This window comes from Paracoccus liaowanqingii (assembly GCF_004683865.2).
Classification (GTDB): Bacteria; Pseudomonadota; Alphaproteobacteria; order Rhodobacterales; family Rhodobacteraceae; genus Paracoccus; species Paracoccus liaowanqingii.
Window position 1 is genome coordinate 1 of record NZ_CP040758.1, and the last position, 26,432, is coordinate 26,432.

Consider the following 26,432-nt stretch of genomic DNA (forward strand, 5'->3'; position numbering starts at 1 on the left):
GACTCAACCAGAAGTACGCACTAAACCGATTAGTACGCGCATTATACGCGCTCAAGTTGTCCAAATCCCGCTTTGCAGTGCTGGCGTTGGCTGGTCCTGCATCTCCCCATACAGGAATCACGCAATGAAAAATCGTCTCGTTCGTCTTGTCAGGAATGAATCCGGCGCCACTGCTATCGAATACGGTTTGATCGCGGGCCTCGTTGCGGTCGTCCTCGTCACTGCCCTGGCGCTTATGGGAGATTCACTGAACGATACGTTCACTGCAATTACCGGCTCAATGCCGACAACCATGCCGTAATAGTGTGTCACCCAAGTGTGTTGGCAGCTGCGAACTCGTCAATCACTTCCAAGGTTAGCCGGACAAATTTAAGTAGATGAATTCCATGGTTATATGGGCCCTCTTCTTTCCTGCCACCATGGCTTACGCTGGCATCAGTGACCTCAGGACGATGCGGATCCCCAACCGTGTCGTCCTGATCCTGCTGGTCGGGTATCTGGCCGCGATCCCTCTTGTCGGCCTGACCCTTCCTGCGGTTCTCTTGTCCGCCGCCACCGCGACCGTCGTCCTCGCCTTTGGCTTTCTGGCCTTTTCACACGGCTGGATGGGCGGAGGCGACGTGAAGCTGCTGGCGGTCGCGGCGCTGTGGCTGGGGGCGGGGAATGTCGCCGCCTTCATCATCTGCACCTCTCTGTTCGGGGCGGTGCTGACCATCCTGATGCTGATCTTTCGGGCCCTGTGGCTGCCTGCTGCCTGGCAGGGGCGAGACTGGATCTTGCGGCTTCACCGGCGCGACGGCGGCATTCCCTATGGGGTGGCGATCGCCGCGGCCGGTGTCCTCGTCTATCTGAGACTGCCATGGGTCGCCGCCCCGTTCTGAACGAGCGGCTGGCAAACCGCGCGGCGGACCGATGCGCGGGCGGGCGGAAAGGGAACCACGATGCTTCGGACGGCAATCTTCACGATGGCGCTGATCAGCGGCGGGTCGGCCGCCTGGCTGTCAAGCAGCCCTGATCCTGTCATCATCGACCCTGCCATCGCGGCCGCCGCGCCCCGAGAGCATGTCCTTGTGGCGGCGGTTGACCTCGCGCCCGGCATCCGCATCGATTCTGCCGCATTGCGCTGGCAGCCCTGGCCAATTGATGCTCTGAACGAGAATTACGTGACCCGTGGGGCAAGGCCCGACGGTGCCGAGGCTTTTGCGGGAATGGCAGTCCGCAGCCCCGTTCTGGCCGGCGAGCCCGTCCACGCGGGCAAGCTGGCCCCAAGCGACGCGGGGATGTTGTCCGTGATGCTGGCGCAGGGAAGCCGGGCTGTCGCGGTCAGGATTAGTGCCGACACCACGGCAGGGGGGTTCATTCTTCCGAACGATCGGGTAGATGTGCTGCATACCCGCGTGCGACAGGGCACGGATGGGCAGCCCGAGGCAAGCAGCCGCGCGATCATTCGCAAGGTCAGGGTTCTGGCGATCGACCAGATGATCGATGCGGTTACCGGCTCGGCCGTGGGCAAGACGGCCACGCTGGAACTGACCCCCGACGAGGCCGAGATGGTCGTGGCCGCCGAGGCCGCCGGGGCCATCACGCTGATCCTGCGATCGGTCAGCGATGCCGACGAGCCGGATCGCGCGTCGATTGTGGTCGAAGAGCAGCTTGTTCAGGCGCCAGAGGTCAGGACGATCCGCGTCTTTCGAGGCATTCAGCCGGAACTGGTCGAGTTGAACTGATGATGAACGTGACGGCGGGCCTTCAAACTGTCCGTCCTGCAGATCATTGCCCCGGCGAACCTGATGCCGCCGACGTCGATCTGGCACCCTGCATCGCTTCAGGGAAACAGGCCGTTCCTGACGTGCCCCCGCAGCCTTTGGGGCGGGTTCCCTATATCACCCTCCAGGCGTTCTCCGAGACGCCGGGTTTCGTCGCCTCTGTCGATCAGGCGGCCAGGGATCGGCGGCTGTCGCGTGCCGATGTCACGGTCACTTCCGGGGGGCTGCGGGGCGCCGTGGAATGCTTCGCCCAAGCCACCACACCAGACCTTCTCTTGATCGAAACGGGCGTGCACGGCGAGGCGCTTTTCCAGCAGCTCGACGCCTTAGCCGAGGTCTGCGATGCCAACAGCAAGGTTGTTCTGGTCGGAGGCGTCAACGACGTTTCCCTTTATCGACAGCTGCTGGAACGCGGGATTGCCGATTACCTTGTCGCGCCTGCGGGCGCCCTGTCCCTGATCGACGTCGTCCTGCGGCTGTTTCCGCAGGACGAGACCGCGCGCCTGGGAAAGGTCTTGGCGTTTGTCGGGACAAAGGGTGGCGCGGGGTCTTCGACCGTCGCACAGAACACCGCCTGGTCGCTGGCAAAGTCCGGCACCAAGGTGCTTCTTGCAGATCTTGATGTTCAGTTCGGCACTGCTGCCCTATCCTATAATATTGATGCGCCGGTGGGGTTCGCCGAACAATTGGCCGGGGCAGAGCGTCTGGATGATGCCTTGTTCGAGCGGCTTCTTCACAAGCATAGCCCCAACCTGAGCGTACTTGCCGGAGCCACGGCGTCACGGGACGTCGTTCCGCCGTCGCTGGAAGTTCTGGACCGGATAGTTGATCGCGCGCGCGCGACCTTCCCGTTCGTGATACTCGATCTGCCCCATGAGTGGACGCCGTGGGTACGCCAGGCCCTGATGTCGGCCGACGAGGTGATCGTCACGGCCGAACCCGATCTTGCAAACCTCCGGAACGCACGCAGGGTGTTCGACCTGCTCAAGGCCACCCGGCTGAATGACGCCGATCCGCTGCTTGTCCTGAACCGGGTGGGCGTTCCGAGACGGGACGAAATCAAGGCGGAGGAGTTCGCCGCGACGCTGGAGACGCAGCTTCGGGCGAAACTGGCCTTCGCGCCCAAGGCATTCGGCAAGGCGGCCAGTTCAGGGCGGATGATTGCGGAAATCTCGACGGCAGCGGGACAGCCGTTCATGCAATTGGCGCAGCTTTTAAGCGGGAAAGCCCCGCCACGACAAACCCGCCGGTTCCTGGGATGGAGACGGGCGGACGAACAGGTTTGACGCATAAGGCAGGGTATCGTGGGTCCTGCCAGCCTGTCGCGGCGCCGCAATTCGGGGTCCGCCGCAATTGAGACCGGGTGCTGAACCCGCTGGTAGAAACAAGGAAGGATGACTGAATGTTCGGCAAGAGAGATGGCCTAAAGGCCCGGCAGCAGGTGGTTGTCGCGCCTGTGCCGCCGGTCGGGCTTCTGGCTGTCATTGCTCAGCACGTCGAACCGGGGATGTCTGAAGAGAAACAGAAACCGGCGAAAGAGAGACCGGCCGCCTATTATAGCCTCAAAAAAGAGATATTCGGGGCCCTTCTGGAAGCGATCGACGTTACGCAACTGTCTTTGATGGAGGTCCAGGAGGCACGTCAGGAAATCAGAAGCATTGCCAGTGATATCCTTGGTGCCAAGAAGGCGGTGATTTCGGCGGCGGCACAGGATGAGATTGTCGAGGATATCTGCAACGACGTTCTCGGATATGGCCCCCTGGAGCCGCTTCTTGCGAGGGACGATATCGCGGATATCATGGTGAATGGCAGCGATCCGATCTATATCGAAGTCGGCGGCAAGATGATCCAGACGGATATCAGGTTCCGGGACAATACTCACCTTCTCAATGTCTGTCAGCGGATCGTCAGCCAGGTCGGACGGCGCGTGGATGAATCAAGCCCGATGTGCGACGCACGGCTGCCCGATGGCAGCCGTGTCAATGTGATCGTGCCGCCCTTGGCCCTCAATGGGCCGACATTGACGATCCGCAGATTCAAGAAGGACAAGCTGCGGCTGGATCAGCTTGTGCAGTTCGGCGCGATTACGCCCGAAGGGGCGGAACTGCTGAAAATCATCGGCCGGGTGCGGTGCAACGTGTTGATCTCGGGTGGAACGGGATCGGGCAAGACGACGCTTCTCAATTGCCTGACCGGGTATGTCGACCCCGAGGAGCGGATCATCACCTGCGAGGACTCCGCCGAACTTCAACTTCAGCAACCCCATGTCGTCCGCCTTGAAACTCGGCCTCCCAACATCGAGGGTATCGGCGAGATCACGATGCGGCAGTTGGTCAAGAACTGTCTGCGGATGCGGCCAGAACGTATCATCGTGGGCGAGGTCCGTGGGCCAGAGGCCTTCGACCTTCTTCAAGCGATGAACACGGGCCATGACGGATCGATGGGCACGCTGCATGCCAACACGCCGCGCGAGGCCCTCTCGCGGCTGGAATCGATGATCACGATGGGGGGATTCACGCTTCCCTCCAAGACTATCCGAGAGATGGCGGTGTCCTCGATCGACATCATCATTCAAGCGGCACGTCTGCGCGACGGCTCTCGCCGGATAACGCATATCACGGAAGTCATTGGCCTCGAGGGCGAGGTTCCTATTTTGCAGGACCTCTTCGTGTACGAAATAAGCGGCGAGGATCGCAAGGGCAACATTATCGGCCGCCACCGGTCGACCGGGATCATTCGTCCCGCCCTTTGGGACAGGGCCCGGTATTATGGCGAGGAAAAACGTCTGACTGCCGCCCTGGAGGCGGCGCAGGATATTTGATCGACCCAAGGCATGGAACTACAATGCTCTCATCAGGTCTGCTCATTCTAATATTCATGCTGACAGCCCTGAGCGTGGGCAGCGCCCTCTATGCGATCTTCAAGCCGCGCTTCACGTCTCAGGCTCTTGCGAAAAGGCGGCTCCGACTTGCAGCAGGTGCACCCTTGGGAATGTCCAAAATTTCGGGCGGTGGTACCAAGTTCCGCAAGCGGTCAATCGAAGAGACTCTGAAGGATATCGAAGATAAGCAGAAGGAAAAGGCACGGAACAAATCCAGCCCCGCCTTGACAGAGCGTCTGCGGCAAAGCGGTCTTGGCTGGACCAGAACAACGTATCTGACCATGTGCGCGGCAGCGGGGGTGATGGGCTATGTCCTGACCGCGTTCGCCATCGGCTTCGGTGTCGTTCCTGCTGCGGGCCTCAGCCTGGCATCTGCGCTTCTGGTCCCGCATCTATATGTCGGCATCAAGAGGAACCGCCGGTTTGCTGCATTCGGAGATGAGTTGCCGAATGCGGTCGATGTGATTGTGCGGGGCGTCAGATCAGGCCTGCCGCTTGGGGACTGCCTGAGGATAATCGCGGCCGAAGGCCAAGAGCCAGTCCGAGGCGAGTTCCGGGTCATCGTCGACGATCAAACGCTGGGCGTGCCCGTGCAGGATGCGATGCTGCGCCTTGCCGAGCGCGTGCCATTGCCCGAGACGAATTTCCTGGCCACCGTGGTCACCGTCCAGAACAGGGCTGGCGGCAACTTGACAGAAGCCCTGGCGAATTTGTCCAACGTCCTGCGCGAGCGCAAGAAGATGCGCGGCAAGATCAAAGCCATGAGCGCCGAGGCAAAGGCCTCTGCCGGTATTATCGGCGCGCTGCCGCCCGTCGTCGCGGGAATCCTCTATCTGACGAGCTCCCAATATATCTCGCTTCTTTTCACTACCGATCTGGGGCAGTTGGTTCTTGCCGGCTGCGCAATCTGGATGTCGATCGGAATTCTGGTTATGCGCGCCATGATCAATTTTGATTTTTGAAGGGGAAGTGGTGTCTGACGCCCTACCAACAGATCGGGACGGCCTTGCGACGATCCTGACCGGCTTTGCCGTATTCCTTGCGATGATCGCTGTCGCATGGCCCTATCTGTCACCCGATGTGCTTCGCGCGCGCACGCGCCAATTGTCTGATTCCTGGCAATCGAGCAGCATGACCGGACTGATCCTGCCGCGTGAGCAACCAACGCGTTCGCTTCTCGCCAGCGAACCCAAGAGAATATATGCCATCATCGTGAGGCGACTTAATCTTGCGCGCCATCTCAAAGACGGCGCCACGGTGCAATTGTTGCAAAAGGCCGGTTTTCGCGGGCGCGCCCCAGTGGTTACATTTCTGGCCATGCGGGTCCTGATGCCGCTGACCATGCTGGGGGTCAGCGCGTTCTATATTTTCGCGGTCATCAAACCAGAAATCCATATTCTTTTCAAAGGCGGACTCTCTTTGATGTCTGCATGGTTTGGGTATTACCTTCCGGCTGTCTATGTCAGGAACCGGATCACCAAACGGCAGAAATCGGTCATACGGGCATGGCCGAACGCACTTGATCTTCTCATGATCTGCGTCGAATCAGGAATGAGCATCGAACATGCATTCCGCAAGGTCGCGGACGAGATCAGCGGACAATCCAGGGAACTTGCCGAAGAGCTTGCGCTGACCACTGCAGAGCTTTCTTTCCTGCCCGACCGGCGGACTGCTTACGAAAACCTAGGGCGCAGGACAGATATGGAAGGGGTAAAGTCGGTTGTGAGTGGGCTGATGCAGTCCGAGCAGCATGGCACATCTCTTGGAACTGTCCTTCGTGTGCTGGCTCAGGAGAACCGGAACACGCGAATGAGCTTGGCGGAAAAGAAAGCGGCTGCGCTTTCGCCCAAACTGACGGTGCCCATGATCCTGTTCTTTCTTCCGGTTCTGTTCGCCGTCATCATCACACCGGCTGTCATTCAAATCATGGACCAATGATTGCGTTGCGTTTCTTAAAACAGACATGTGCGGTAGGGCTTTAGATAGGCGCTGTTGGGCAAAATTGAAAATGGTCGCAGTGCCCCTCTCACGAAATTGCAGCAATACAACTCATGACAAAATGTCACTTTTGTCATGAGTTACCGGACTGCCGGCCAACCGAACAGTTGCGGTGGCGAAATCCCCAAATGGCGGACCAGCGCTGAAACGTTCACGCCCGGCTCCAACGCCGCCGCGACGGCCCACTCCTTGAACTCATTTGACCAACGGCGCCGCTAACTGGCGCAGGCGGTCCGGGGTCAGCCGACAGTTTCTTCCAAACCCAACCTGTAAATTGCGGAAATCAAGAATTCAAACCTCAATTTTTTTTTTCTTTTTAAGCAATTCAAAGAGATTATTTTCTACTTTCTCGATGGTTTCCTTCAACTCACATATGTGGGCCTTGTAGAATTTATTCGGAGTAGCAACTCCTGCTATCCAAGAAACGCTTATTGCACCAAAAGCTTTTTCCTTATGCATGATCGGCATAGCTATCGAGTTATACATGTAGTCTTTATAGCGGCCTTCAGGGAGTCCATAAAGAGGTTCTGCATATCCTCTTGCCCTTGTTCTTTTGATGACTGCTAGTAAATGCAGTTTGTAATCATCATGATCCAAAATCTCGCTTTCCAAATCTTGTAAGATTTGAGACCGATGCTCATCGGTTGTAAAGGAAAGTATGGCAGTCCCAATGGCAGATGGTATCACGGACACTGTCTGTGTTGTGGGGCTGCGGGACAATAAAGGTGAAGCGAGTCGGGACGTTTCGACAATTTGGATATTTAAATTTTCATAAACACCCACATCAGCCGGCCAGGGAATACGTCTGCAAAGCTCCATGATTGGAGCGGCGGAAACTTCAGATACAGCAAAAGCTAAATTGGACCAAGACTCCGTACTTTTAATAGTGGTCGCGCGCCAAAGATGTTTGCCAACCCCACGTCTGACATGCCCAGCAGTGCGCAAGGTCTCAAGAATTCTCATTACTGTCGCTAATGGTAAAGACGTATATTCACCGAGCTCGGTTAAATTCAAAGGTCCATGTTCCAGCAGGGTATCTAGAACTATTAGTCCGCGCCGGAGTCCTTCAATTTCTACAACCATCATAGCCCCTTTGATACATAATACTTATATTTATGTAATTAAACATCAAATTACCTGCAGGCAAATGGCTGAATTTTACTCAGCAACTCGCATATCTCTTTTTTTATTCCTTACACTTATAATATTATATTTGGTTACTCCGTTCAGGAAATTATTCAGCCTAATAAGAAATGCCGACGAGATTTATTCGGTCTGGTCACCGTGTCTGGTCATGGGCCTTCAGAGTTCGGTCAGATCAAGGACCCGAGCGTTTTGACGGCGAAGCTTCCGGATGCAGAGAAGGCCGCTTTAGACCATCTAAGACTTTTGGGTCACATCTCTAGACCCCACGGCCCTTTTCCTCTCAGCGGTTCTATGGCGGCCTTTGAGGAGAAACCTCGCCCCTCCCATGACTAGCAGGTTCGGTCCGGCGATAGTCTATGTGATCATCCAGGATAGGATAGTGAACTAGGTTGGACGCTTCCGGCCTCGCCGGCAACCGACATCGCGCCGGCGGACAATGGCCTTGCGAGCCGGTTGGCTGGCCAGCGCATCGCTATATATTCGTTAACTGAATCATCGAGCCGGCAAGCCAAAGCAGCGCTAGAGCAGATCACTCCGGCCGTTATGGTCACTACAAATGCCGATCACGGCGGCACTACGCGATTGCGCGCACTCACGGAGAATAGCGATTTATTCGTGATTACATGGATGTCGGCAAAACATGCTGCCTCCGATTTCATCCGTGGACATCGTGGTGAGCGGCCCCTGATCTACTTACGCGGCAAGGGCTGCTCGAGCATGCTCCATGCAATTGAGGAGTTCTTGTATACCACCTAACAAACCGCTGAAAAAGATACCTGCTTGGAACCGCTTCCCGTTGCAGAAGCAGTAGAGTAACCGTGGTCGTTGGCGAGCAGTCCTGCCGGCGGCTGTCCGGGTTACGCTGCAAGCAGTTTCGGCAGCCTCGACCGATTGTAGGCTACCATCGCCAAGTTGAAGCAGGCATGCACGCGTTCGATGCCGCGATACATGTTCTGCGCCACGCTGCCGACGGTCTTGGCCCAGCCAAAGGGTTCCTCGATCTTCTCCCGGCACCGCTGTGACTTGGCCCAGCCCTGATACCGTGTGGTCCATATGGAGTGCCCCCATCAGGGGGTCAAACTTTAATGTAACGCATGGTCGGTCTTTGGTCTATCGGGACCATGCTCTCGTGTGTTGGCGGCCGGTATCCCAAAGCGCTGCGAGGCTTGACAGTGTTCTAGGGCCCGTGGACATTTACCTTGACGCAATCAGAGCGGCGGCGAGGTTCCAATTGGCAGCGTAGCTGCAATCGGTTTTGTCATAGCGAGTTGCTATGCCACGGAATTCCTTGATCTTTGCGAAGTAGTTTTCAACCAGATGGCGCCACCTGTAAGCTTCCGCGTCGTAATCACGCTGTTGCTTTCGATTTGATTTCGGTGGGATCACGGCGCTTGCTCCACGTGCATCCAGTTCTTCCAGGAGCCAGTTCGCGTCAAACGCTTTGTCCGCCAGAAGAGCTCCGAAGGGGACGTTACGGATCAGCGGCGCGACGCCTTTTATGTCATGTGCCTGCCCGGGCAATAGCAGGAAGCGGACCAGATTGCCTAGCGCATCCACAAGCGCGACGATTTTAGTCGTCAGGCCGCCGCGCGAGCGTCCGATGGCCTGAGCCTGAGTCCCCCTTTATGGATGGCCCGCCCCTCCCGCCGATCTCCGTGTAGGATGTCGGTGTTCAATGGAGGAAGGAGCGGACCATGAGCATTGTGATCGTTGGCATCGACCTAGGCAAGAACAGCTGCAGCATCGTCGGTCTCGACAGCCTGGGGACAGTGGTGGTGCGACGGCGATTGCGTCGTGACGGCGTCATCGCCTTCGCGTCGAAGCTGCCGGCCTGCATCATGGCCATGGAGGCGTGTTGCGGCGCTCATCACATGGGACGGTCGCTGGCAGCACTGGGGCATGAGGTCCGGCTGATGTCGCCGGAATATGTCCGGCCTTACGTCAAGGCGCAGAAGAATGATGATCGCGACGCTGAGGCCATTGCCGAAGCGGCAACCCGACCCACCATGCGCTTTGTCGAACTCAAGAGCGAGGAGCAACTCGACGTCCAGACGTTGCATCGGGTGCGGGATCGACTGGTCGGAGAACGCACGTCGCTGACCAACCAGATCAGGAGCCTTCTGCTGGAACGGGGACATGTCGTAGCACAGGGCCATGCCCGGTTGCGCCACCTGCTCGCTGACATGCTCGACCCCGGCACGGGCAGCCTCAGTCCCCGCATGGCTTTCCTGCTCGGCGACATGCGCACGCGGTGGGACGAGCTTGACCGCCGCATTGCCGCTTTTGACGCCGAGTTCGCGGCCATGGCTCGGACCGATGAGCGAGCACGGCGGCTGACAAGCATTCCGGGCATCGGTGCGCTGAATGCCACCGCATTGGTCGCCGCTGTCGGCAACGCCGCGACATTCACGAAAGGACGCAATCTGGCCGCCTGGCTGGGTCTGGTGCCCAGGCAGGCGACAACAGGAGGCAAACCGAAACTGCTCGGGATCACGAAGCGCGGCAGTCGATACCTGCGCAAGATGCTGATCCAAGGCGCGCGATCTGCCATGCCAACACTGGCAAAAGCGAATTCTGCCGTAGGCGCCTGGCTGCGTGCACTGCTTGTGCGCACCCATCCCAACGTCGCTGTTGTCGCCCTTGCTGCGAAGATGGCCCGCACTGTCTGGGCGCTTCTGCGGCACGGGCGAAACTATGAAGCCGTGCCGCAGGCGGCCGGTTGAGGAACACGCGCCCGTCTTGAACACAGCCGGGCGCAACGAGCTGCGAGTGGTGAAAGGAAGATGGCCTGACAGTTGATCGGCGTTGCAAAAACCTCCGGCGCAAAATGGCCCACTGAGGCCGGCCCCTTTATGAGGATTGTGACGCGCGGATCTCCATCTTGGCGGCGGCCTTTGTGCCGACATGCCGGATACGTTTGTGCAGACTGATCATGTCATCAAAAATTTCCGCTTGCAGACGGGGCGGGCCATACGTTTGCGCCAGTTGCCTTCTGGTGAACCTGAACGATGGTGCCGTCGATTAGGGCATATTCAAGGTCGGGGTCACCGCTCATGGCAATGAAAAGACTCTCGAAAACACCTGCCTCCGCCCACCTGCGGAAGCGGCGGAACTGGCTGTTCCAGTTGCCGAAGGCGGGCGGCAAATCGCGCCATGGAGACCCGGTCCGAACGCGCCAGAACACCGCTTCCAGAAACAGACGGTTATCCTTTGCCGTGGCCCCTGCATCGCTGGCTTTTCCCGGCAAATGCGGCTCAAGCCGCCGCCACACACGATCCGTCACCACAAAGCGTTGCTCGTTCATTCAAACCCCCGTTTGGGAGATTTGAATCAGAGATTAAAATCCATGGGAAGTATGATTGTCCACGGGCCCTAGTGACACCGCCAGCGTTCGATCAAGATTTAAGCCTCGCGCAACATGGTAAAGACCTCTCCGTTGAGTTGCTCATCCCGGAAGCGAGCGTTGAAGTTCTCGCAGTAGCCGCTGTCCCACGATGACGGCACCTTTGCACTCATGTCACTTTTGTCACGAGTCAGCGTCCGATGCCCTGCCAAGGCGGGCTAAGACACTTACGCCCCCACCCGCACCGACGCCTTCACTGCCGGGTAGGCGGCTAAGAGAGTTCCCGTGCGTTGGAAATAGTCGACATGGCCCTTCGCCGCTGGACAGGCGGCTGAGAGACCGCCGGCCAAGGCGGCTATTATTCTCAATACCCTCACCGCCGGATAGGCGGCACTTCATAGTCTATCTCGGGTTCTTCGACCCCCAACCCTTATGAGGGCCAATTCGATCATGGGCGTTCGTGCATGGTTCATTCTGGTGCGCCTGGAAACTGAAAATTTTCCAGGGCCGAGTGTGGAGGTCGTGAACTTGCCGCCACAGGTTTCGCCAATAAAAGGGTCCTTCCCTTTCCGTGTTTGAAAAGCCGTACGACCGCAAAGGTCCAGTCCGTCAGAATTGCGCGCGTCCGCAGGATTTGAAACTTCCGGGGGATCGGGACCCACATCCAGATGTACGTCGCGCACAATTGTCCAGAGTGATCAAGCAGCGGCCCGATGTCATCGCCATCGTTCCCACCGGCAACACCATCGTCCGGGTCGTTAGCGTTTTGCTGTTGGAGACCAAAGAGGAATGGGTAGGCGCACAGCGATATTTCAGCGTTAAAACCCTCGCCCGCATCATCGACGATCCCACAGGCAGGCTGCTCGCCGTGGCAGCCTAATACCGGCCTGAAAGGCGGTGCTTCCCAGCCATCCGGTAGGAAGTGTCAACAGCGAAGTTGTAGGGGGCTACGTCGCTTGAAACCTCGGGGGAACTTCCTGGCTCGGCCAATGTGGGCATTATCAAGGAGCCCCTTGAGATCGCCGCACAGCGGCAAGTTCTCCATTCGGGAGGGCGGCCTATAATTTCCCCTCTCAAGCCTCCCAGGGCCCTCTGAAAGGCTGTACGGCGCTACTCGACCCAAATACCCTCTAGCTTTCGGCTCTCATGCCGAACCGGGTTCTGATGCAGCTGCAGATGCGGATGCCCCGATCCTGATGTTCGAGATCCGAGAGCCTCGGGCCTCGGTTCTGGACCGGGTTTTGGCCTACATGGCGGATATGTCCGTCGAGGATCTGGGCCTGGTTCAGCTGCGGTCTATCGAGCTGATGAATCCGGAGCTGCAGCAGGCTGCCTGATCCTCAGTCTACCCACCCACCAGAAATCCTGAGATACCCCCTTCAGCGGGCAGCTGAGGGGCTCTCAGCCCTATTCTAGGAGCAGACCATGCTGCGCAAGATCGAAGAACTGTTCGGGGTCATCGTCCGGGGCCCCAATAACAGCCGCTATCTGCACGATCCGAAAACCGGAAAGTTCACGGATGTGACTCCGCGAACCTGAACCTGAACCTGCATCCGCATCTGCATCAGGTTCAGGCCTCTCCGTGAGGCCTCCTGAGGGGCATCTCTGTCTCAGGCTACCCCGACACCCGAAATCTCGAGATGCCCCTCTGGCGAGCTGACCGCATAGCGCTACGGGGCATCTGCATCCGCAGCTGCATCAGGTTCTGGATCTCGGACCTGAACCGGCATCTGGTTCGAGATCCAGAACCTCGAGATCCCCGGATCTGATGCAGGTTCGAGGATCTGGTTCTGCTGCGCTACATCGAGCTGATGAATCCGAAGCAGATGCAGGCCGCCTGAGAGGCATCTTTGTCTTAGGCTACCCAACCACCCAAAATCTCGAGATGCCCCTCTGGCGAGCCTACAGTGGCGCGCTACGGGGCATCTGCATCCGCATCTGCATCAGGTTCGAGATCCAGATACTCGAGATCCGCGAACCTGCATCAGGTTCTGGTTCGGGTTCTGGGCGCTCAGACGCCTCCTAGGGGGCATCTCTGTCTTAGGGTACCCAACCACCCAAAAACTCAAGAAGCCCCTCTGGCGGTCAGCTGAGGGGCTCTCAGCCCTATTCTAGGATCTGCATCCGCAGCTGCATCTGGTTCGAGATCCAGATACTCGATGCTCGATGCCGGACCGGGGTTTTGAATTTGGACCTGATGCAGGTGCTGAAATCCGAGATCCTCGCATCTGCTTCAGGTTCGAGATCCGAGATCCAAGATGCGGGGTTCTGATGCTGGTTCTGGACCGGGTTCTGGTTCGGGCTGCGTTTTCCCAGGGGGAACGCATCCGCGTCGAGGGAACCCAACTTCGCGAACTTCTACTACTCTTCTTTCTTTCTTTCTTTCTTTCTTAAAGAAGGGTTGGAAAAGAAGAATAGTTTTATAGTAAAGAGTTTTTTAAGTTCTGGAAGTTAAGTTTAATAAGAAAAAGAATGAGGGGACATTGTCCACCCCCGTTTTTTCAAGCCCCTGCGAACCCGCACCCGACACTGCACCAGTTCGCGAACTTCCAAACCCCCTATCAACCCTTTGATTCGTGGTCAAAATTTAGGACTTCACGAAGTGAGAGCCCCATGCTGCTCGACGAAGACTTCGATTTCTACGACTTCTACGACATTGCTCAAATCATCCGCTGGAGGATCAAATAACCCAAATCGACCGCATCAAGACCCTGGACGACCTCGCCTAAACCCGCCTTGGAGGCTAGCGGCCCAATTTGAATTTTGGTTTTTGGTTCGCTTGCGGCGAACGGCGCCCTGCCCCACTGCCAATGTCAAAGAGCTTTGGTTGTATTGGAGGCCGCTCCAATGCAGCCAAGATAATCTACCTGGCACCTTTGCGCCAGTCCCACGGCATGACGAAGTCACCGCTCCAGAGACCGCGTCGCGCCACACGCGCCACGATCTCGCCCGGCGCGTAGAGATCACCGCAATACTGCCGGTAGGCAACGGCCCATCCGTTCCGGACCATCCAGGCGTTTAGATTCCCGGAGCCAGCATGACAGATGCCAACGACGCGGTCATAGCGATCGATATCTTGTTCCTCGCAGATGACGTCCAGGCTACCGATCTCGGCTTCCAGAGCCCTTGTGGCGTCGGTGCCGCAGGCCCATGCGCCCCGACAACGCCATCGAGACATGGGTCACTAATGTGGATCCGCAGACAAACGTGTGGATATGGAGCGGCCTACTCATTCTGAGCGCTCATGAAAACATCAGCAGAACTCCCCGTCGCCGCCCGCAAGCAAAATCCCAGTGGGGCGGGGACGGCGCATACTCCTCGCCGATAACGGTTACCGCCTTAAGTTCGATTCTCTGGACACCATTCGTGTCATGGAAGGGGTTGCGGGCGGGAACGTGACAAAGGCCATCCTTGCCAGTTGGTTTCGCGCCCGGTTGTTATGAATTGAATCGTCTGGATGTTGCCTTTGACACATAGGACGCAGATTGCGCCGAAAACAGCAAATTTCTGCGATCCGGAAGGTTGCATGTCACTTATGACAAAAGGCATATTTTGTCATAAGTTGGGGTGAAGCGGAAAAGCGCAAAATAATTTCAACAGATCAACGGGTTATGTTTTAATATTTTTGTTCTAATGGTCTGGTAAAAGCCCTGACATTGCTGGTTCCATCCTAATAGATTTTCACGAGGAGAAGGGATTCGTTGCCGCTAAACAGGCTACCTAATAGTTCTTTGGCATGTGGCTGTAACCCCGCCGCCATTTACCAAAAATATATTACTCAACCAAACTGACCAGTACGCTTGTCTCGATCTTTCGGACGTTGTTTATCTGGCAGTCTGATCTCAATTTCGAATTTCCCGTGAACTCGACTGTGTAGCTAATAATGTGTGTGCAGCCATTCGGAGTTGTTGAATTGCCCGTGAACCGGAGGGCAGACGTTGGAACGTAGATCGCTCCTTGTGTGATCGAACCAGAGTTTCCGAGTATTTGATGAGTGGCATTAATTATCATAATAAAATTTTAGCTTGCGGGTGAACTTAAGTATCTTAATTTTCTGCTTCTAATTTGTTGCTTACGTAATCACTATGCGTTTCACGAAGATATCAATAAAATAAAATTACGATCAATAAAGTTCTGTAAAAATTTCGAGCGCGGGCAGGTTAAAGCGCATAATATTGGGGGGCTATTAATGACACCCCTTAAGGCATTAATGGTCCAATAAAATCTACCTGGTAAAATACATAACCGTTATGCACATTCATGCATGCAGTGCCTGTATTCATGCGTAAATTTTTAAGGAAATTTCGACAGGCCTGTTCATTCATAAGATGAGTCGAGTGAAATCCTTGTTGGATATTAAATGGCGTCCACGCAGCCTGGCCGCGCGTGATCGTCTGTGGACGCGGCTCTTCTCGAGAATAGAGCCGGTCTGTAAAATACGATTCGTTCACAATGTCCAACTCATTCTCAAAGCTACCGGCCGCGGGGGCGGCGACCGCCTCGGTAACAGTAAGTATCATGACAAATAATGTCATGGGGATGACGCAGGTCATCGGAATACTCCTCACAAGCAGTCATTCGTTTACGCTAACAGGCGTAGGTTGAGCAATCGCTATGACTCCGTGATGCAAACCGGATGATGGTCGAGGTTTCTCTTCGTCAAGCGTCACTGCAAACTGACCTCCTGGCGACAGGAGGAACTGCCACCTTCGTTAGAAGGGAGGTCATATGGCTGCTCGACATTGCGCGATCCTTCGCGAGGAGAAGTACCGCGGAGGATCGAGATGCGGACGCCTGATGAAGTGTCTGCGATGTTGGCGCTGAAGGCGCGAGGTTGGCGCGAAGCGGATTGCGCGCGCCGATACGATAATCGTCTATAATAGGTTTTTCATGCACCGGTCCCGGCGGTTGAACGGCCCTGGGGCTCGGCATAGGCGCGCAGCGGCCCCGCCATCCCCTCGAGACCGCCCCCGCGGGCCTCGCAGAGCGCCGCTAGCTGGCGCAGGCGGTCCGGGGTCAGCCGATCCACCAGATCTAGGAACGGTTCGACGTCCTGAGTAGAGGCAGGGGCAAAAGCGCCGGGGGCGTGGTGCATCGGCAGGTCTCCGTTTGGACAGGTTGTTGGGGGTCAAGAGTCGCCGATATCATGATATTGAGTGCGCGCGTCACCGGTCGAAAAAAATATCAGGATCCTCCATGACTGATGCAAAAGAAGTGCAGGTCTCGGTCCGCATGCCGACCGCGCTGGCCGACCGCCTGGACGCCAACCGGCGCCAGGCCGGGGATCTGCTGTCCCGACCCGAGGCCATCCGCCGACTGATCGAGCAAGCCTTGCCAGACACAGCCCAGAACGGCCAACTGCCCGACTATTTCGAACGAATTGCTGAAGGGCTGCAAGCGGCCTGACGATCTGCTTAGCGAGGCCGGGCTGATGAAGGAACTAGGGTCTGTTGACGTTCGGGATTCACACTTCAGCTGAGGTCTGATTCAAGGTCGCAAAGAGTGGAGAGCAACCTTGACCCGACGTGCCCTGACCGATGCCCAATGGGCGATCATCGAACCCTTTTGCCTCGGAAAACGGTCTGATCCTGGCCAAACGGGGCGCGATCCGCGCCTGTTCGTCGAGGCGGTCCTGTGGATCGTGCGGACGGGTGCTCAGTGGCGCGAATTGCCCGATGAGTTTGGAAAGTGGAATTCTGTGTTCAAGCGTTTTCGCCGGTGGGTGAAGGCTGACGCTTTCTACAGAATGTTCAAAATTTTGAGCACGGTCGCCGACTTTGAATACGCAATGATCGACGGCTCGATTGTCAAGGTTCACCGTTCTGGTCAGGGCGCAAAAGGGGGACTCAAAGCCAAGCCATAGGGCGCTCGCGGGGCGGCATGACGACCAAGATATTGGCGTTGACGGACGCCCTTGGAAACCTTGTCGATTTCCGCCTCCTGCCAGGGCAGGCACATGATCTGCGCGCGGTGCCAGAGTTGATCAGTAACCTTAGTGCTGATTACCTGCTCGCCGACCGCGCCTTCGATGCCGATTGGCTGCGAGCCGAGCTGAGCGAACGCAGGATTGTCCCGGTCATCCCGCCAAAAGCCAACCGACGGTTTCCCGCCGCATTCGATAAGGACACCTACAAATGGCGCCATCTGATTGAGAATTACTTTGGAAAGCTCAAGGAAAACCGGGGTATCGCCATGCGCTCGTGCAAAACCGACGAAAGCTTCAAGGCGTTCATCTCGATTGCAGCCACAGTCATTCAGCTAAGATGAACGTCAACAGGCCCTAAAGATCCGGCTAATGGAACGGAAGCTCGGGGCCGAACTGACCGCGCATCTGGGCTATGAGGCCGGTGCCGAGGCTTAGTCGGAACAATCCAACCGCCGCAATGGTACGGCAGCTTCGAGCCGGAGCTGGTGAAGAAGGGCCAGACCCGGATCGACGGGTGTGCATCAGATGGAAAGCACCGCAGGCTTTGTCGATTTGCGTCATGGTCGGCTGCATGCCGAAGCAGGGCACAGGATGTGGGTACTGCCCCATCCGGAAGGTTGAATGACCAGCACCATGACGGATGACCTTCGTCCGAGCTCGCTCTTCGATACGGTCAACCGGGTTGCACCACCGAAGATGAGGTCCGAGCCTCCCGCCCTGCTCCACTTTCGGACCTCGGATTTCGGCGAGCATTATCGGCACCTGCAGGGGAAGGACCTTTTGTCGCAATCGGCTGGTCCCGCCGCCACATTTCCGGATCAAAACGTGCTGCAAGGCTGATCCGGCGCAATTGCACATCCTTCCGAGCCGGTGGCAGGATTGTGGGCTTAAGATAAGATCACTACAAGAGCACAAGCGAGGTCGCCTCGAGAGCAAAGATTTCCAGCTCTTGCACGAAGCGACGTAAAGATCCCACAAGGAAAACGGCGAAAGTGGCTATCATTGTCGACAAGATCAGACTGGCATATTTTCCTTCTCCGAAAGTCGCCTGCACTTCCGTGAAATACATGTTCTACAAGCTGGAGAACGGGCGGGATTTCGTGGATGGCATCCGAAACAGCACCATGTTTCACATCCACAGCTACTACGGATCGTCACCGTTCTCCGCAGCACCCTTGGACAGACTGGCAGCGCATGAAAGGATCTGCATCGTCCGCGATCCGATCAAGAGATTTTTGTCCTGCTATTCGAACCGGGTTCTGTTCCACAGGGAATTGTCGGAACACCATTTGTCCCCCGAGGCCATTGCCGCGGGCGCGGTGCCCGATCCCTCTCTAAAGATCTTCACCGAGCGCCTAAATATCTACCGGAAGCATTCCTCCTCCATTCGTCATCACACCGATCCTCAGACCCATTTCATCGGCCCTGATCCAAAGTTCTATTCAAAGATCTACCAGATGGGCAATCTGGACGAGCTGGCCTCAGATCTGTCCCTGAAATCCGGCATAGAATTGGATCTGCCCCATGCTCAGAATGGCGGCGAGAAGATCAATCCTCGCGAGCTGTCCGCAGATTTGCTCGACAGGATCCGCGAGTTCTACCGCAAGGATTACGAGGCCTACAACTTCGTCTGACAGCGCAGCCGCGCTGTCAGCAATGGTGGTGGACCAGCCGCACCCTGAGATACCTTGGATCACGACCAATCCTCGGCAGCGACGCGTTCCACGGGGCCTTGGCGCGCAAAATTCGCCTTGGATTCATGACGGGGATCAGAGGTAGTAGCTGGGCGGCATGAGCTCACTTCCGAAGACGGTCTACAAGACCACGAACTAGTATGGCTATAACCAGGCGCTGAGGCAGCGTGGATCGCTGACGGTCAGGTTTGATCCGGCAGTGAAGTGGGAAGCTGCGCCCTCCGGGAGGCGTGGCCGCCAACAGACCTACAGCACTGCAGCCATCCAGATGTGCCTGACGATCAAAGTCCTCTTTGGCATGGCGCTTCGGCAAACGACGGGGTTCGTCACAAGCCTGCTGAAGCTGGCCGGTCGCGACTGGTCTGTGCCCAATTTAAGCACTTTGCTAATGACTGGTCCGAATTCCTGCGACCACCTTTGCCGTCGGAAAGCGGTCACATCATCAATGCCCATCGACTGTTACATGTACCCGCTGTAATAGTAAAAAATATTGAGATTCTTGTTAAAGGTGAGTCATGGCAGCTTGGCGCTGAACAAATGTTCAGCTTGGTATGCCGCAGCCTGTGCATCTAGCCGAAGAATTCGTCTAGGTCATTTTAAATGGAGAACAGGATTTGGATATAAATTTGAATGAATATGGTATTCCTCATCCTGACACCGGCTGGTCTAGGGGCAGAACTGTCATTGAGAATGCAGTGTTCGCTCCGCCTGTTGACGACTTTGGACCGTACCCTACTTGCGGCGTGTTTGATAAAAACGGTGACGTTCCTACCGCTGCTCATTGGCGTGAAAATAAAAGAGTATCACAACCGGTTTGTGAAAGGCCGAAACCGACCGCATACTTGTCAGGAACCCACATATATGGCGGCTTCCTGTTCGGCCACTTCGGCCACTTCTTAGTTGAGTCCCTGACGCGTCTATGGGTTACGGATGAACCATATGCTAAAAGTTTCCTGTTTATGCCGAGGCGCGAGAACTGCAAGTCATTCAGATCGTACCAAACAGCCATGCTTGACATTCTTGCGCCTGATGTTCCTGCTCAACTTGTTTCACAAGCTGTCGAGGTAGAACGTTTAATAATCCCTGGGCAGGCATTTGGTTTAGGTGCCATATCTCGGGGGACACCTGAGTTTAGAAGCATGCTGCGGGCGAGGATGTCTAAACTACCTACAAACGGCCCAAAAAAAATATATATTTCGCGCACTCTTCATAGCGCGGTTGGGGGTGTGCTTAACGAAGAAATTCTCGAAGAGAACTTTGCCGAGAACGGCTATACTATAATGCATCCTCAAAAAATGAGCATTAGCGAGCAATTAATTTGGTATAATTCAGCTGAATATATTGTAGGCGTGGACAGTTCTGCATTTCATCTTTATGCATTTGTCGGCCGACCTGACCAAAAAGTCGCGTTAATTTTGCGTCGAAACGTTGACGCTGTAAGTCATATTGTAAGTCAGATTGAAGGGATGATTGAGCGTCAACCGACGATCATCAACTCTTTAGTAGCAGAATGGATGCCTGAAAGGTATAAATTCGGGTTTCATCAAAGTTTAGGCGAGGCTAATCATGATGATATCCGTATAAAATTGATCTCTGAAGGCTTCTTGAAATCAGAGAAAAAATGGCGAGTTCCGACTTCAGATGAAGCATTGACTGCGGTAAGAATAGGAGAGAAATCTAAAGGCGAGACGCTTGTAAGACGAGTATTGCAAAAAAGAATATTCGCTTAACGCGGCTTTGTTAAGTGTCCTATCCCGGATGATCACATAGACCCTCGCCGGATCGCGTTTTTCGCGGCAAGATCGATCCTGGGCGAGTTTCGGGACGAAAGGCGAGGATGCTGATCTCTCTTCACAAGCAGGCAGCGACGACACCGAAGATACGGGCCGCGATCCAAACAAGCACGGAGCCGACCTGGATGGTGGTGGCGCGCTACAGCATCTCGGAGCAGACGTTCTAGAAGTGGCGGAGCCGGAACAGCGTCCATGACCGAAGCCGCACGCCGCACAGGTTTCAGTCGACGCTCACGCCCGCGCAAGAAGCTGTGGCAGTGGCACTGCGCAAGTTCCCTGCTGTTACCGCTGGATGACCTGCTGTCGGTGGTGCGGGAGTTCCTGAACCCGGATGTCTCGCGCTCGGGGCTGGACCGCTGCCTGCGCCGGCATGGCGTGGGCAATCTGCGTGCGCTGAAACCTGCCCTGCCACGACCTGCACACGGGGCCTTCTAGGCCTTCAAGGCCTACGAGCCGGGCTACGTGCATGGTGACGTGAAATACCTGCCGCAGATGGCCGACGAGGACCGGCGGCGATACCTGTTCGTGGCTATCGACCGCGCCACGCGATGGGTCTTCGTGCACATCTACCCAGCCAAGACTGCTGCCAACGCCCGCCGTTTTCTGAGGGATCTGGAACGCGACGCGCCGATGACGATCACCCGTGTGCTTACCAATAACGTCCTATGTTGAGACGGATTTGCCGATCGTCTGTTCGGACTTCGCCGCCGGGGGCCCACCGGCAACCACGATTTCGACCGCCTCTGCGCCGATCTCGATATCGAGCATTGCATGGCCCGGCGATACACCCGCAGACCAATGGTAAGGTCGAAAGCTTTAGGCCGGATCGAGGACGTCCGCAGCGGCGAGGATCTAAAACAAACCATCCTGCGCTACGTCCGGCTCTACAACGGTCAGCTACCGCAATCAGTGCTGAAGGGCCGAAAGCCCATCGATGAGCTCGAAGACTGGCAGAAACAAAGGTCCGACCTGTCAGCCGGCGGCCTTATAATCACGCGGAATGTGACATCTATAAAATATCAATGTGATTGCACCCTTGCACAGCTCTCGCGAGAATGGCAATACTTCATAGTATCTTATCTAAATTGGGCTCCGTAGGTTATATAAATGACTAAAATTTTTACTAATAAAAATTATTCTAAAATATATTTGCATGCCGCAACACGTGGTTCGTCGCGACCCTTAGTGATTTATTTTAAGATTCGGCCTAGCGGGAAGGTATTATTTGGAGTAGGGAGTAAAGTTATTTCAAATCTTAAAAATAATACTGCTTGCGTATTCAAAAAATTAAGAATTCAATATCGAGAATTGAGTAAGAAAAATTTCCTCACCCCGGTAAAAAGTAAAATTGATGATCGAGATGTAGTGACTTACGGGTCAGGCCTTGGAGGTTATGGTGTTTTCTCATGAACGCCCTGCCCTAGACCAACCAAATCCTTGGGCATCGAATGCGGTCCGAACAGTCGTCACGACCGTCAAGAACGAAGCGCCGTTCCTTCTGGAATGGTTGTGCTATCACCGGCTAATCGGGTTCAACCGCTTCGTTATTTATTCGAACGACTGCACCGACGGCACGCATGAGATGCTGCGTCTGTTGAACGATGCCGGTCTGGTCCATCACTATGACAACAGTTCACCGTCTCCTAACGCTCACCAGGATCCGCAACGGCGAGCCTACGCTCGTGCTATGGCTCTTTCCGAAGTGACGACAAGCGATTGGGTTGCCGTGTTGGACGGAGACGAATTTTTCACTATCAATGCGGGCGAAGGAACGCTTGACGATCTGTTTCATGCCCTTCCCCCACGTACGGATGCAGTGGCCGCACAATGGCGTATTTTCGGGAATAATGAAGTCATTCTTTTTCATGCCGATGAATTGCAAATCACCCAATTTTGTATGGCCTCTCCCAAGGAGATTCATTTCTTCTATAGCCAATTAGCGGTGAAATCTCTTTTCAGGCCCTACCCTGTTCAACAACTGGGGGTGCATCGGCCAGTATTCAAAATAAATTTTGGAACGCCAGAGAAACCAATCATGTTTGTCAACGGCTCTGGTGCAGATGTAACCAACCGGTTTCTTCAGCGGAGTTGGTGCATGGATCATGATATGTCGGGCTTCGATCTGTGCCACGTCAATCATTACATGATCCGATCCAGCGAAGTGTTCCTGATGAAGCGGTGGCGCGGCACCGCCAACAGCTCAAACGTGGAACGGATCAATTTCGATTATTTTAACAGGTATAATATGAATGTGGTCCCTGAAACGGGAATCACCCGTTGGGCGGACCGCGTCACCGCCGCCCGTTCGGATCTGATCCGTCAAATTCCCGAGTTGGGACGCTTACAGGCGGCGGCAGGAGAGACTTATCGCGCCCAGATCGACATGCTCAAGGCGCAACTGAAGGCCGAAGCCCCCGACCAGTATGAACTTCTGTTCAATCCTGAAGCGCAGCGTCGAGATACGGCGCGGCGCCAGGAAGAGCTGGAAAGTATGCTGACCAGACAAAAGAAGCGCGCCGCCGCTGAGATCGAGGACGCCTCGGCGGCGGCGGCACAGCCGCGCCATATAAGGGCCTCGCCCATCCTTCTTGCACCGCTGACCTCCGAGACGCTGGTGCCGGTCATGCCCCTGCTGTCGATGACCCCTTGGGCAACCCTGCCCGATGACCCGCTAGACGTCGCGCGGACCCGCATCGCCGCCGCGGACCCTCAGCCGCAGGGCGCCCAGTCCGCGGACCTTCCGCCCCAATGGCTGATCGATCTGCGCCGCTCGCCCTACAAGCGCGGCTTTTATCATTCGGAAGAAGAATTTGCCGCCCTGCATGTCGAACGCAAGCGGGCACATCTGTTTGTCACCTTCGACAATCTCTCGCAAGTGGGCCTGACCGGGATCGATCGCGATGCCTGGGGCTATGAATTTGGGCGCAAGTCGGATTGGTCGCAGCTGGGCATCTTCGCGTTCCGGGCCAACTGGTTCCGCAACCCGCTTCTGTTCGATTACCTGCGCCAGCTGCGCGATGCGAAGCTATTCGAGCGCTATCAAACGGTGACATTCTCGGGCACCTCAATGGGGGCCTATGCCGCCTGTGCCTTCTCGTCGTTGGTGCCTGGCGCCCAGGTCATCGCCTTTTCGCCGCAATCGACCCTGTCGGCCGGCCTCGTCCCCTGGGAGGGCCGGTTTCCCTCGGGGCGGGCCGCCGACTGGCGGGGCGATTTCAGCGATGCCACGACCGAGACGGCCGGAGCCAGCCGGGTCTTCCTGATCTACGACCCCCTGGACGAGAATGACCGCGCCCATGCCGAGCGGTTCGCGGGCGACAACATCACGCATCTTCGCGCTCCGATGGCAGGCCACAAGACGGCCCTGCGGCTGCGCCAAGCCGATCTTCTTAGTAAGGTGGTCCGCGGACTGGCCATGGACGGCCTGAGCCCGAAAGATTTCCGGGCCCTGTATCGCTCGGCCCGGATGCAACCCTGGTACCTCAACGCCCTGGGACATCGGCTGGCCGCGCGCGGTCGCAGCGACTGGCTGTCGCGCCTGGCGCAGATCGCGCGTCAGAACGGGCGCCCCAATGTCGCCAAGAACATGGAGATCAGCGCGCGTCCTGCGTCAGCCGCGAATGTCATGCCCTAGGGTTGCAAGACCGGCCTTCCGGATGCACGCTGATCCCTCAATTTCGAAAGCCCCAGATGCCCGTCCAGAATGCCTCCCGGCCCGATGATATCGCCCTTCCCGATATTGCGCTGCACATGCTGATGAACGACAGCGCACCGCTGCTGCTGGATTGGGTGCTGCATCACCGGCATGTCGGATTTCGGCGCATCATCGTGCATGGCGACGGGGCCAATCCTCAGGCCACCGCCTTGGCCGAGGCCTTGGCCGGGGCCGGACTAATTGCGTTCATCCCGACCGACCGTCCGGGGATCGCCCAGGTCAATGCACGCCAGATCCGCGCCATGGCCGACGCCCTCAGGATCGAGACGGATCTGGGCACGGATTTCCTGCTCTGGCTTCAGCCCGAGGACCTTCTAGTTGTGGATACCGGGGGCGGCCATCTGGCCGACCTAGCGGCACAACTGGACCACTTTCCCGACATCCTCAGCCTGACGGTGCAGGTGGCAGGCGGATCTGGAGAGTACCGCTATGTCGACGCCGCCCTGCCGGATCGCTTCAAGCGGGGCACGGGTGGGGCCAAGGGACCCATGCTGTATTCCACACCCCTGCGCACAATCTTTCGTCCCCATCTGGCCAAGACGCTTCAGGTAGCGCGCCCGCAGCTCAAGCCCAAGTTCGCCCGCGGTAAGGAAAGCGTCACCTGGCTAAACGGTGCCGGCGAGGATGTCGGGGATCGCTATCTGCAGAAAGGCTGGATGGCGCCTCCGGAACAGCCCGGTCTGGGCTTCGGCCATGTCATGTCCTTCATGGCCCAGGACCGCGAGACCTTTCTACTGCGCCGGACGGGGTCTGGCGAAGTGCTGCCCTTCATCACGCCGAACCATCTGTCCGGCGTGATGCAGCAATACCAGCGGATCGATTTCAACCGGACCGAGGTGGGCGCGGCAGTGCCCGACCCCCAGGGTCCGGCAGCGCGGCGCGCGGCCTTTCTGACCGATCGCCCTGAGATCACGCAATGCCACGAGGACGTGGTGGCCGAGTTTTCCGGTCGGCTGGACCGCTTGCTGCCCCGGCAGGATCCCAAGGCCGTCGACCTCATCTCGGCATATCTGGCCGGAGGGAGAATCACGGCGACGGAATTCGACTGGCCCGTCCCCTTCGGCATTCCCACCACCCCTCCGGCTCTGTCGGAAACGGATTCGGCCTGGGCCGAACGACTGACCCGCCCCGCGGACAATACCGCCGTCGAGGCCGATGATTGGGTCGATACGGAGGGCGAGTACGAGGCAGCCCCCGCGCGTCCCGCCCCATCCGATGCCGTGCTGGTCGAGGCCCCGGCCTGGCTGTCGGATCTGCGCCTCTCTGGTCAGGCGCATGGCTTCTACCACTCCATGCCGAACTACGCCTGCACCTATGTTGCGCGCAGCCGCGAGCATCTGCTCGTGTCTTTCGACAACCTCGCATCGGTCCGGGAAAACCCCGTGTCCCGCGAGCCCTGGGGCTACAACTTCGTTCGCAAGGAGGGCTGGTCCCATCTGGGGATCCTGTCCTATGTGCCGGGCTGGTTTCGCGACATTAACCTGCACCGCTATCTTCTCTCGCTCCGCGACAGCGGGTTCTTCGAACAGTTCGATCAAGTGACGATGTTCGGCACCTCGATGGGAGGTTACGGCGCCGCTGCCTTCGCCTCGCTGGCCCCGGGATGCCGGGTGGCGGCCTTCTCACCGCAATCAACGCTTTCTCCCCAACTGGCGGCTTGGGATCAGCGTTATCCGACGGGAAAACACGCCAAATGGGACGGCCTGTTCGTGGATGCCGCGGTCGAATCGCGCCATGCCGCGCAGGTCTGGCTATTCTACGATCCCGCTGTCCCACATGACCTGCGCCACGTCCGGCGCTTCGATGCAGAGAACGTCATTCCCGTGCCCCTGCGACACGCCGATCACAAGACGGCGCTGATGCTGAAAAGCGGGCGCATTCTCAGCAGCGTCATGCGCGATATCGTCCATGGTCATGCGACCCTGGCTGGGACCATGAAGGCCTATCGGGCCTGCCGCACCCTGCCGGAATATGTCGAAAGCCTGAAAGCGAAAGCCAAGCGGACAGGTGGCGCAGGGCGGGTCAAGCGGATCGACCGCGCCTTGGGGCAATTGCGCAATCTCGAAAATTCGCAATATTTTGCCAAGAATATCTCTTTATAAATATACTAACTTATTTATTGCGATTTGCGCACTTTATATGCTTAAGGACAAGTAAAACTAAAATATTT

General features: G+C 56.8%; 22 protein-coding genes and 7 pseudogenes. 21 read left to right on the forward strand and 8 right to left on the reverse strand.

Annotated features, from left to right (window positions below; all coding sequences use genetic code 11):
* Positions 1-124: 124 nt before the first annotated feature.
* From E4191_RS16035 to E4191_RS16065, 7 genes are all read left to right on the forward strand, one after another.
* Positions 125-301, forward strand: coding sequence for a Flp family type IVb pilin (locus E4191_RS16035; protein ID WP_139615518.1), 177 nt, complete (start codon positions 125-127; stop codon positions 299-301).
* An 85-nt stretch (positions 302-386) separates the two neighbouring features.
* The gene (locus E4191_RS16040) at positions 387-881 is read left to right on the forward strand and encodes an A24 family peptidase (RefSeq protein WP_269436671.1); all 495 of its coding nucleotides are present in this window, start codon (positions 387-389) and stop codon (positions 879-881) included.
* 84 nt (positions 882-965) lie between these two features.
* Positions 966-1,727, forward strand: a complete 762-nt coding sequence (gene cpaB, locus E4191_RS16045) for a Flp pilus assembly protein CpaB (RefSeq protein WP_176562756.1) — start codon at positions 966-968, stop codon at positions 1,725-1,727.
* Complete coding sequence (locus E4191_RS16050) at positions 1,727-3,052, forward strand: AAA family ATPase (protein WP_139615521.1); 1,326 nt, start codon at positions 1,727-1,729, stop codon at positions 3,050-3,052. The genes cpaB and E4191_RS16050 overlap by 1 nt, the downstream gene beginning before the upstream one ends.
* Positions 3,053-3,168: 116 nt before the next feature.
* The gene (locus tag E4191_RS16055; RefSeq protein WP_139615522.1) at positions 3,169-4,587 is read left to right on the forward strand and encodes a CpaF family protein; all 1,419 of its coding nucleotides are present in this window, start codon (positions 3,169-3,171) and stop codon (positions 4,585-4,587) included.
* 56 nt (positions 4,588-4,643) lie between these two features.
* A complete protein-coding gene (locus E4191_RS16060; protein ID WP_228461778.1) occupies positions 4,644-5,609 on the forward strand; it encodes a type II secretion system F family protein in 966 nt (321 codons plus the stop codon).
* 10 nt (positions 5,610-5,619) lie between these two features.
* Positions 5,620-6,585 carry a type II secretion system F family protein gene (locus tag E4191_RS16065; protein WP_228461780.1) on the forward strand — a complete coding sequence of 322 codons (966 nt, stop codon included), beginning with the start codon at positions 5,620-5,622 and terminating at the stop codon, positions 6,583-6,585.
* A gap of 140 nt (positions 6,586-6,725) precedes the next feature.
* Here E4191_RS16065 and E4191_RS24590 read toward each other — a convergent pair.
* From E4191_RS24590 to E4191_RS16085, 4 genes and pseudogenes are all read right to left on the reverse strand, one after another.
* A pseudogene (locus E4191_RS24590) lies at positions 6,726-6,848 on the reverse strand (transposase); the annotation flags it as partial.
* Positions 6,849-6,936: 88 nt separating this feature from the next.
* Positions 6,937-7,731 (reverse strand): helix-turn-helix domain-containing protein, encoded by a 795-nt coding sequence (locus tag E4191_RS16075; RefSeq protein ID WP_139615524.1) that lies wholly within the window; start codon positions 7,729-7,731, stop codon positions 6,937-6,939.
* Between the two features lie 917 nt (positions 7,732-8,648).
* Positions 8,649-8,840 (reverse strand): annotated as a pseudogene (locus E4191_RS16080) (IS5/IS1182 family transposase); the annotation flags it as partial.
* A gap of 145 nt (positions 8,841-8,985) precedes the next feature.
* Positions 8,986-9,411: pseudogene (locus tag E4191_RS16085) on the reverse strand (IS5 family transposase); the annotation flags it as partial.
* A gap of 74 nt (positions 9,412-9,485) precedes the next feature.
* On the opposite strand from E4191_RS16085, the gene E4191_RS16090 reads away from it, so the two are divergent.
* Positions 9,486-10,514 carry an IS110 family RNA-guided transposase gene (locus tag E4191_RS16090; protein WP_135312247.1) on the forward strand — a complete coding sequence of 343 codons (1,029 nt, stop codon included), beginning with the start codon at positions 9,486-9,488 and terminating at the stop codon, positions 10,512-10,514.
* A gap of 254 nt (positions 10,515-10,768) precedes the next feature.
* Here the strand turns inward: E4191_RS16090 and E4191_RS16095 are convergent.
* Positions 10,769-11,095: pseudogene (locus E4191_RS16095) on the reverse strand (IS5 family transposase); the annotation flags it as partial.
* 610 nt (positions 11,096-11,705) lie between these two features.
* Between E4191_RS16095 and E4191_RS16105 the strand changes: the two are divergent.
* Together E4191_RS16105 and E4191_RS23835 are read left to right on the forward strand one after the other, a co-directional pair.
* Positions 11,706-12,014 (forward strand): hypothetical protein, encoded by a 309-nt coding sequence (locus tag E4191_RS16105; RefSeq protein ID WP_139615526.1) that lies wholly within the window; start codon positions 11,706-11,708, stop codon positions 12,012-12,014.
* A gap of 316 nt (positions 12,015-12,330) precedes the next feature.
* The gene (locus E4191_RS23835) at positions 12,331-12,471 is read left to right on the forward strand and encodes a hypothetical protein (protein ID WP_176562757.1); all 141 of its coding nucleotides are present in this window, start codon (positions 12,331-12,333) and stop codon (positions 12,469-12,471) included.
* Positions 12,472-13,997: 1,526 nt separating this feature from the next.
* Here E4191_RS23835 and E4191_RS24865 read toward each other — a convergent pair.
* The 3 genes from E4191_RS24865 to E4191_RS23840 all read right to left on the reverse strand — a co-directional run bounded on the left by E4191_RS24865 (position 13,998) and on the right by E4191_RS23840 (position 16,163).
* The gene (locus E4191_RS24865; RefSeq protein WP_139615527.1) at positions 13,998-14,312 is read right to left on the reverse strand and encodes a thermonuclease family protein; all 315 of its coding nucleotides are present in this window, start codon (positions 14,310-14,312) and stop codon (positions 13,998-14,000) included.
* Between the two features lie 1,021 nt (positions 14,313-15,333).
* Complete coding sequence (locus E4191_RS16115; RefSeq protein WP_135817904.1) at positions 15,334-15,687, reverse strand: hypothetical protein; 354 nt, start codon at positions 15,685-15,687, stop codon at positions 15,334-15,336.
* 335 nt (positions 15,688-16,022) lie between these two features.
* Entirely contained in the window at positions 16,023-16,163 is a 141-nt protein-coding gene (locus tag E4191_RS23840; RefSeq protein WP_168217470.1) for a hypothetical protein, read from the reverse strand.
* Positions 16,164-16,330: 167 nt separating this feature from the next.
* Between E4191_RS23840 and E4191_RS16120 the strand changes: the two genes are divergently transcribed.
* The 11 genes and pseudogenes from E4191_RS16120 to E4191_RS16170 all read left to right on the forward strand — a co-directional run bounded on the left by E4191_RS16120 (position 16,331) and on the right by E4191_RS16170 (position 26,364).
* Positions 16,331-16,540: a ribbon-helix-helix protein, CopG family gene (locus E4191_RS16120; RefSeq protein WP_139615528.1), complete on the forward strand. Its 210-nt coding sequence runs from the start codon at positions 16,331-16,333 to the stop codon at positions 16,538-16,540.
* A gap of 109 nt (positions 16,541-16,649) precedes the next feature.
* Positions 16,650-17,401 (forward strand): IS5 family transposase gene (locus E4191_RS16125; RefSeq protein WP_228461782.1). Its coding sequence is split into 2 segments (ribosomal slippage): positions 16,650-16,980 and positions 16,980-17,401, totalling 753 coding nucleotides; the frame shifts between segments, so codons are not numbered across the junction.
* Between the two features lie 13 nt (positions 17,402-17,414).
* Positions 17,415-17,575, forward strand: a pseudogene (locus tag E4191_RS24995) (IS256 family transposase); the annotation flags it as partial.
* Between the two features lie 106 nt (positions 17,576-17,681).
* On the forward strand, positions 17,682-17,900 hold the full coding sequence (locus tag E4191_RS16135) for a hypothetical protein (RefSeq protein WP_139615529.1): 219 nt from the start codon (positions 17,682-17,684) through the stop codon (positions 17,898-17,900).
* 152 nt (positions 17,901-18,052) lie between these two features.
* Positions 18,053-18,694 (forward strand): sulfotransferase family 2 domain-containing protein, encoded by a 642-nt coding sequence (locus E4191_RS16140; RefSeq protein ID WP_176562758.1) that lies wholly within the window; start codon positions 18,053-18,055, stop codon positions 18,692-18,694.
* Positions 18,695-18,911: 217 nt separating this feature from the next.
* Positions 18,912-19,139 (forward strand): annotated as a pseudogene (locus E4191_RS16145) (transposase); the annotation flags it as partial.
* 358 nt (positions 19,140-19,497) lie between these two features.
* On the forward strand, positions 19,498-20,484 hold the full coding sequence (locus tag E4191_RS16150; RefSeq protein ID WP_228461786.1) for a glycosyltransferase family 61 protein: 987 nt from the start codon (positions 19,498-19,500) through the stop codon (positions 20,482-20,484).
* A 107-nt stretch (positions 20,485-20,591) separates the two neighbouring features.
* Positions 20,592-21,575, forward strand: a pseudogene (locus tag E4191_RS16155) (IS481 family transposase).
* Between the two features lie 79 nt (positions 21,576-21,654).
* Entirely contained in the window at positions 21,655-21,957 is a 303-nt protein-coding gene (locus E4191_RS16160; protein WP_139615532.1) for a hypothetical protein, read from the forward strand.
* Positions 21,941-24,181 carry a glycosyltransferase family 2 protein gene (locus E4191_RS16165; protein WP_228461788.1) on the forward strand — a complete coding sequence of 747 codons (2,241 nt, stop codon included), beginning with the start codon at positions 21,941-21,943 and terminating at the stop codon, positions 24,179-24,181. The genes E4191_RS16160 and E4191_RS16165 overlap by 17 nt, the downstream gene beginning before the upstream one ends.
* A 56-nt stretch (positions 24,182-24,237) precedes the next feature.
* Positions 24,238-26,364 carry an alpha/beta hydrolase family protein gene (locus E4191_RS16170; RefSeq protein WP_139615534.1) on the forward strand — a complete coding sequence of 709 codons (2,127 nt, stop codon included), beginning with the start codon at positions 24,238-24,240 and terminating at the stop codon, positions 26,362-26,364.
* The last annotated feature ends 68 nt before the right edge of the window (positions 26,365-26,432 follow it).